General features: G+C 74.4%; 6 protein-coding genes. 2 read left to right on the top strand and 4 right to left on the bottom strand.

Annotated features, from left to right (window positions below; genetic code table 11):
• Nucleotides 1–10 precede the first annotated feature (10 nt).
• Nucleotides 11–862: a lipoyl(octanoyl) transferase LipB gene (gene lipB, locus ABT025_RS34500; protein ID WP_351002607.1), complete on the bottom strand. Its 852-nt coding sequence runs from the start codon at nt 860–862 to the stop codon at nt 11–13.
• Between the two features lie 317 nt (nt 863–1179).
• On the opposite strand from lipB, the gene ABT025_RS34495 reads away from it, so the two are divergent.
• Entirely contained in the window at nt 1180–2865 is a 1686-nt protein-coding gene (locus ABT025_RS34495) for an NsdA family TPR-like regulatory protein (protein ID WP_351002606.1), read from the top strand.
• Between the two features lie 38 nt (nt 2866–2903).
• Here ABT025_RS34495 and ABT025_RS34490 read toward each other — a convergent pair whose 3' ends face one another.
• Together ABT025_RS34490 and ABT025_RS34485 are read right to left on the bottom strand one after the other, a co-directional pair.
• Nucleotides 2904–4253, bottom strand: a complete 1350-nt coding sequence (locus tag ABT025_RS34490) for an NAD(P)/FAD-dependent oxidoreductase (RefSeq protein WP_351002605.1) — start codon at nt 4251–4253, stop codon at nt 2904–2906.
• 191 nt (nt 4254–4444) lie between these two features.
• Entirely contained in the window at nt 4445–5344 is a 900-nt protein-coding gene (locus ABT025_RS34485; protein ID WP_351002604.1) for a TIGR01777 family oxidoreductase, read from the bottom strand.
• A gap of 51 nt (nt 5345–5395) precedes the next feature.
• Here ABT025_RS34485 and ABT025_RS34480 point away from each other — a divergent pair, with 51 nt between their 5' ends.
• Nucleotides 5396–5923, top strand: coding sequence for a GNAT family N-acetyltransferase (locus ABT025_RS34480; RefSeq protein WP_351002603.1), 528 nt, complete (start codon nt 5396–5398; stop codon nt 5921–5923).
• 21 nt (nt 5924–5944) lie between these two features.
• Here the strand turns inward: ABT025_RS34480 and ABT025_RS34475 are convergent, their stop codons facing one another.
• On the bottom strand, nt 5945–6466 hold the full coding sequence (locus ABT025_RS34475) for a DUF4240 domain-containing protein (protein WP_351002602.1): 522 nt from the start codon (nt 6464–6466) through the stop codon (nt 5945–5947).
• Nucleotides 6467–6502 lie beyond the last annotated feature (36 nt).

The raw sequence follows: 6502 nt of genomic DNA, 5'->3' as shown, positions 1-6502 counted from the left end.
CCCCGTCCCACTAGACGCACCAGGTGCCGCGGCGGTCGATCACGGTGTCGAAGTCGTAGGAAGCGCTCACAGGTGCCCGCTCGATCGTGCGCGGGGCGAGGTCGGCGTTCTCCAGGATGTCCCGGAGGTGCTTCTCGGCGACCGGCAGCACGTCGGCGATCGTGATCTCGCGGCCGAGTTCGTAACTGAGCGACGTGACGCCGGCGTCCCGGATGCCGCAGGGCACGATCCGGTCGAACGAGGTGGTGTCCGGATTCACGTTGAGGGCGAACCCGTGCATGGTGACGCCCTTGGCGACCCGGATGCCGATCGCGGCCAGCTTGCGGTCCTCGCGGCGCTGGCCGGCGTTGGACGGGGCGTACTCGGGCCCGTTCAGCCGGGCGTCGAACTCCTCGTCCCGCAGCCGCGGGTCGAAGTCGAGGGAGAGTCCGCCGATCGCCGGTCGCTCCTCGACCGGGTCGCCGAGCACCCAGACGCCGCTGCGGCCCTCGACCCGGCTGGTCTCCACGCCGAACTCGGCCGCCGTGCGGATCAGCGCGTCCTCCAGCCGGCGGACGTGTGCGACGACGTCGACCGGACGCGGCAGCTTCTGGATCGGGTAGCCGACCAGCTGGCCCGGACCGTGCCAGGTGATCTTGCCGCCGCGGTCCACGTCGATGACCGGGGTGCCGTCCAGGGGGCGCTCGCTGTCGGCCGTGCGCCGGCCTGCCGTGTAGACGGGCGGGTGTTCCAGCAGCAGGCAGGTGTCGGGAACGGTGTCCTCGAACCGCGCCGCGTGCACCTCGCGCTGCTTCTGCCAGGCCTCCTGGTAGTCGACGGCATCCTCGCCGAATCCCAGACGGACGAACCGAAGCTCAGTCACGGAAGCAGCCTCTCTACTTGCGGCGCCGGGGCCGGGGGATGTCCCCGTCGGCACGTCACCATGCACCGAATCGCGCCTCCGGCCACTGTACGACCGGCTTCGGAGCGCAGGCCCGGCAGGTGGTTCCCGTCAGCGCCGCCCTCAATCCTCACACGATCGGATGAATGTGAAGCGAGAGTGGCCGGGGTTGCCCCGGTTGCCGCTAAATTCGCGCCGTTCCCCGGGGCCTGCCCAGCACCGCGACGCCGCGGGGAAACGTTCAGAGCAGGCCTCAGGGACTGCCCGCCCGGCCCCGAAGGCAGGAGACCGTACAGCTGATGTCGGAACGACCCCCGCAGCGCACCCCCAACCGCCGACTCGCCTCACTCATCACCGAGGCCGGGTTCTCCAACGCCGGCCTCGCCCGCCGGGTGGACCAGCTCGGTCTCGAACACGGCCTCGACCTGCGGTACGACAAGACCTCCGTGACCCGCTGGCTGCGCGGGCAGCAGCCTCGGGGCACCACACCCGCACTGATCGCCGAGGTCTTCACCCGGCGGCTCGGCCGCCGGCTCTCCGCGCAGGACCTGGGCCTGGACGCCTGCGCCCCCGTCTACGCCGGTCTGGAGTTCGCGGCCACCCCCGCCGAGGCGGTCGACATCGTCAGCGGACTGTGGCGCAAGGACTCCGGCAGTCATGTGGAGCTGCGGAAGATCGCCTTCACCCCGGCGGGCCTGGTCGTCCCCAGCCGGGACTGGCTGATCGGGCGGGCGGACGAGTGGGTGGGACGGACGGACGAAGCGGCAGCGGTGGCGGGCGGCACCGCCGGGGCGCACGGGGCCGCCCAGGCGCACCCCGGGCCGCGCACGGCGCCCGGAACGCACGGGACGCCCGGCAGCACGGCGAACGGGCAGCACAGCGGCGGGAGCGGCCCCGGAGGACCCGCCGGAGGGTCCGCGCCCGGGGTGCCCGAGCAGGGCGGCGCGCCCGGCCCCGGCGTCCGGCACGGCCTCCGTGGGCCCACACCGTCCCGGCCGGCCGGACCGCACGCGCCGGGCGGCTCCCCGGCGTCCCCCGGCCCCGGCGTTCCCCGGCAGCGGCAGGCCGAGCGGGGCTCCGGGCAGAAGGTCGGCAGCGGCGACGTCGCCGCCCTGCGCTCGGTCGCCGAGCTCTTTCGCACCCTGGACAACGCCTACGGCGGCGGTCACGCCAGACAGGCCCTCGTCCGGTACCTGGAGCACGAGACGGAGCCGATGCTGCGCGGTACGTACGGGGAGGCGACCGGGCGGCGGCTCTTCGCCGCAGCGGCCGATCTGACCCGGCTCGCCGGCTGGACCTCGTACGACATCGCGGCCCACGGGCTCGCCCAGCGCTACTTCGTCCAGGCGCTCCGGCTGGCCCAGGCCGCCGGTGACCGGGCCTACGGCAGCTTCGTCCTGATCACCATGAGCCGGCAGGCCGTCTACCTCGGGCACGGGCGCGAGGCGGTGCAGCTGGCGCGGGTGGCCCAGCAGGGAGTCGGCTCCTCCGCGCCCCACGCCGTACTGGCCCTGCTGCACGCGGTCGAGGCGCGGGGCCACGGCGTGCTCGGCGAGGCCAAGGCGTGCGTGGCCTCGCTCGCGCGGGCGGAACGCGCGCTGGAGGCCTCCCGCCCCGGCGACGAGGTGCCGTACTGGGCGCGCTACTTCGACGAGGCCCAGCTCGCCGACGAGTTCGGACACTGCCATCGCGACCTCCAGCAGTACCGGGCCGCCGCACAGCACGCGGAGCGCTCGCTCCAGCTGCGCGCGCCCGCGTACGCCCGCAGCCGGCTGTTCTGCCGCGTGGTCCTGGCCTCCGCCCGGCTCGGGCTCGGCGAGCTCGACCAGGCCTGCCGGCTGGGCGCGGAGGCCGCGCAGCAGGCCGCCGAGATGCGGTCGGTGCGCGCCACGGAGTACGTGCGTGACTTCGAGCGGCGCCTCGAACCCTTCCGCGACGCCGCCGCGGTCCGCGGCTACCGCGAGCGGGTGGCCGCGCTGGGATGAGGCCGCGCCCGGTGGGCGCGGCCCCGGACCGAGGGGCGCTACGCCGCCTCGGAGAGCGCCGTGGCGTCCTCCCCGGCAGGGCTCACCCCCAGGTCGGTGAGGATCGCCGCGGCCGCGCGACGGCCGGAGGACAGGGCCCCCTGGACCGTGCCGGTGTCGCGGTGGTCGCCGCACACGTACAGGCCGGCGAGCAGCCGGACCGGGCGCTGCGGGTCGTGCGGGGCCACCATCGCGGGCACCGCCTCCGGATCGTGGTGGGTGGCCAGCAGCTCCCAGTCGTCGGTGGGCGTGCCGTGGAGCGCCGCGAGGTGCGCGCGGACCGTCCGGTCCAGATCGGGCGGCGGGGTACCGAGCACCGTCGAGCTGATCAGGACCCGGCCGTGCGGGGCGCGCGCCGGATCGACCTCGCTCATCACCGCCGTGTGCGTGACCGGTCCCGAGCGGTCGGCGTCCAGGAGCAGAGAGGCGCCGGTCGGCGGGGGAGCGGGGGCGGTGTGGTGAAGCACCGTCACCGGGTGGAAGGAGGGCACGTGCAGACCGGGCAGCAGCTCGGCCGCCGCGCCCGCGCCGGTCGCGAGCAGCAGGGAGCGGCAGCCCAGTTCGCCGTGTTCCTTGGTGCGCACCGAGGTGATGTCCGCCGCCGTGACGTGCACGCCGGTCCGTACGGTGCCGGGCGGCAGCGTGGCCGCGAGCAGTTCGGGCAGCGTGGCCGAACCTCCCGACGGTACGCAGAGCCTGCCGCTCGCGTAGCCGCGCAGCGCGAGATCGGCGCACCGGCTCGACGTGGTGAGCGCGGGGTCGCTGAGCAGCGCCGTGAGCAGGGGGCGCACGAAGCCGTTGAGCGTCCGGGCGGACAGGCCGCGGCCGGACAGGGCGTCGAGCGCGGCCCGTTCGGGCCGGGCCATGATGCGGGCCCGGGGGGTGGCCGCGAGCCGGGCCAGCGCCACGCCGAGCCGGGCCTGGTCGATCGCCCCGCCCATGGCGCCGGTGAGGCTCCCTCCCTGGGGCGCCCGGGGGGCGCTTGCGAGGGCGCGCGCTGCCTTGAATGCGCCCCGCGCGCTGCGTGAGCCCCGGGGGCTGCGTATCTCCCCGGTCCGGTACCGGCGGCCCTCGCTGTGGACGAGTACGCCGGGGTCGAAGTTCCGCAGGACGAGTCCGTCCAGTCCTGCTGTCGAGTACAGCTCCGGATACGAGGTGTTGAGAAGCGGTCCGATGTGGTCGAGCCGGAACCCGTCGACCTCGTCGGTCATCATCCGGCCGCCGACCCGGGGGCCGGCCTCCAGGACACTGACGCTCACTCCCGCACTGGTCAGTCGGTGGGCCGCTGACAGGCCGGCGATCCCGGCCCCGATGATGACGACGTCCGCGTGGTGTGCCGTGCTGAGCACGTGGCCCTCCCCGAGTCGGCGCAACTGGTGGGAGGGTTTTGCCCTCAACAGGCCACCGGAATGCGCGAGTTCGGCATGATGCTAGGAGGGTGGCGGGATCGCGCGCAGTCGCGCGCGGGCCGGGGCACCGGTGCACGGGGTCGCGCGTTCGTCCGAATCCCGCGACGGAACGCGGCTCCCGGAGCGCGGGATCAGCGCAGAGCGGCCCGGATGGCGGCGTCGATCCCGGGGAAGGCGAAGGCGAATCCCGAGTCCAGCAGCCGCCCAGGCAGCACCCGCTGACTGCCCAGCACGTCCTCGGCGAAGTCGCCCAGGGCGATCCGCAGCGCCGGTGCGGGAGCGGTGAACAGGGTGGGCCGACGCAGGACCCGGCCCATCGCCGCCGTCACCTCGCCGTTGGTGACCGGGTCCGGCCCGGTCAGATTCACCGCTCCCGACAGCTCCGGGGTGTCCAGGACGTGCCGCAGCGCCGCGATGTGGTCGTGCAGAGCGATGAAGCTCCAGTACTGCCGCCCGTTGCCGAGCCGGCCGCCGAGCCCCGCGCGAAACAGCGGGAAGAGCCGCCCCCAGGCGCCGCCCTCCCGGGCGACGACCAGTCCGGTGCGCGCGTGCACGGTCCGCACCCCGGCCTCCTCCGCGGCGGCCGTGGCCCCCTCCCACTCCACGCACACCGACGGCAGGAAACCGTCGCCGGGCGGTGCGCCCTCGTCGACCGCGCGGTCCCCGGTGTCGCCGTAGAAGCCGATCGCGGACCCGGACAGCAGCACCTTCGGCGGTTCGTCCAGCGAGGCGACGGCCGCCGCGATCGCGGCCGTGCCCAGCACCCGGCTGTCCCGGATCTCCCGCTTGTACGCCTCGGTCCAGCGGTGGTCGCCGACCCCGGCCCCGGCGAGATGGACGACGGCGTCACAGCCCACCAGCCCCGCCACGTCCACGTATCCCCGCTTGGCGTCCCACTCCACCTCGTCGCCCGTCCGTGCCGGGCGCCGGACCAGCCGGACCACCTCGTGCCCGTCGGACCGCAGCGAGCGCACCAGCGCCGCTCCGATGAGTCCGGTCGATCCGGTGACAGCGATACGGGAGTGCGGCATGGGGCCATCCTGCCCCATATGCCGCCGAAGAGGCGTGGCACAGTGACGCCCATGGCTGAGTCCTTCGACCTTCCCGTACCCCGCGTCCGCTCCGCCGTCCTCGACGACGGCCCCGCCCTCGGGGAGCTCGACCGCAGCACCTGGTCGACGCTGCACGCCGTGCAGCCGCGCCCGCAGCCGCCGTACGAGCCGTTCTTCGACGACCGGCACCGGCCGCAGGACGTCCTGGTGGCCGACGCGGTGAACGCGGCGGGCGAGACGGTCGTCGCCGGGTACGTCCGCATCGTGCCGCCCACGCCGCTGGCCTGCAACGCGCACGTCCGGCAGATACAGGGCCTCGCGGTGGCCGGCTGGGCACGGGGCCGAGGTCTGGGCCGCACGCTGATAGGCGCGGCGTGCCTGGCGGCGCGCCGCCAGGGGGCGAACCGGATCACCCTGCGGGTGCTGGGTCACAACGCGCCCGCCCGTGCGCTGTACGAGGCGGAGGGGTTCACCGTCGAGGGCGTCCTGCCCGGCGAGTTCTTCCTCGGCGGGCGCTACGTGGACGATGTGATGATGGGCCGGCCGCTCACCCCGTGACCGGGGCCCGGACGGCCGCGCTCACCCTGCGCCGAACCGCTGCCACAGCGCGGGCAGTCGCGCCGCCAGGGCCGCGTCGTCCTCGAAGCCGAACGGGGTGCCCTCCGGTTCGGCGGTCTGGGGCGGCAGTCCGAGATCCGGCGCGACCACCCCGGTGAGCTGCTCGTACGCCTCGTCGGCGGCGTAACCCAGCTCCTCCGCGTCGCCGTCCAGCTCCTCGTCGAAGTCGTCGAGGAGTTCGGCCAGGCTGTCCGGATCGTGCACCGCACCCTCGAAGACCTCCCGGCCCTGGCCGATCAGCCAGCAGCGGAAGTAGTCGAAGGCGTCGTCGCTCGCCCCGCCGAGCAGCACACTGGCTGCCGCCCACAGGTCCCATCGGTACGCACGGTTGTAGCGGGCCTCGAAGTGCCGGGCGAAGTCCAGCACGGAATCGGGATCGAGCTGCACCAGCCGTTCGACGAGCAGGTCGGCATGGTCCTCGGGGTCGCCGTCGGCGGCCTCGCGGGTGCTGTCGACGATCTCCCAGAATTCCGTCTCGTCCATCACGGGTCCAGCATCTGCCCCGGAGACGGCCGATGC

Origin of the sequence: Streptomyces sp. NPDC002809 (genome assembly GCF_040295435.1) — a bacterium.
Lineage (GTDB): Bacteria > Actinomycetota > Actinomycetes > Streptomycetales > Streptomycetaceae > Streptomyces.
This window is presented reverse-complemented; position numbering and strand designations above follow the sequence as displayed.

What these genes read in the sequence shown, in the direction of transcription:
- ABT025_RS34495 (WP_351002606.1), top strand. Translation starts at nt 1,180, where the DNA reads ATGTCGGAACGACCCCCGCAGCGCACCCCCAACCGCCGACTCGCCTCA.
- ABT025_RS34485 (WP_351002604.1), bottom strand. Translation starts at nt 5,344, where the DNA reads ATGCCGCACTCCCGTATCGCTGTCACCGGATCGACCGGACTCATCGGA.
- ABT025_RS34480 (WP_351002603.1), top strand. Translation starts at nt 5,396, where the DNA reads ATGGCTGAGTCCTTCGACCTTCCCGTACCCCGCGTCCGCTCCGCCGTC.
- ABT025_RS34475 (WP_351002602.1), bottom strand. Translation starts at nt 6,466, where the DNA reads ATGGACGAGACGGAATTCTGGGAGATCGTCGACAGCACCCGCGAGGCC.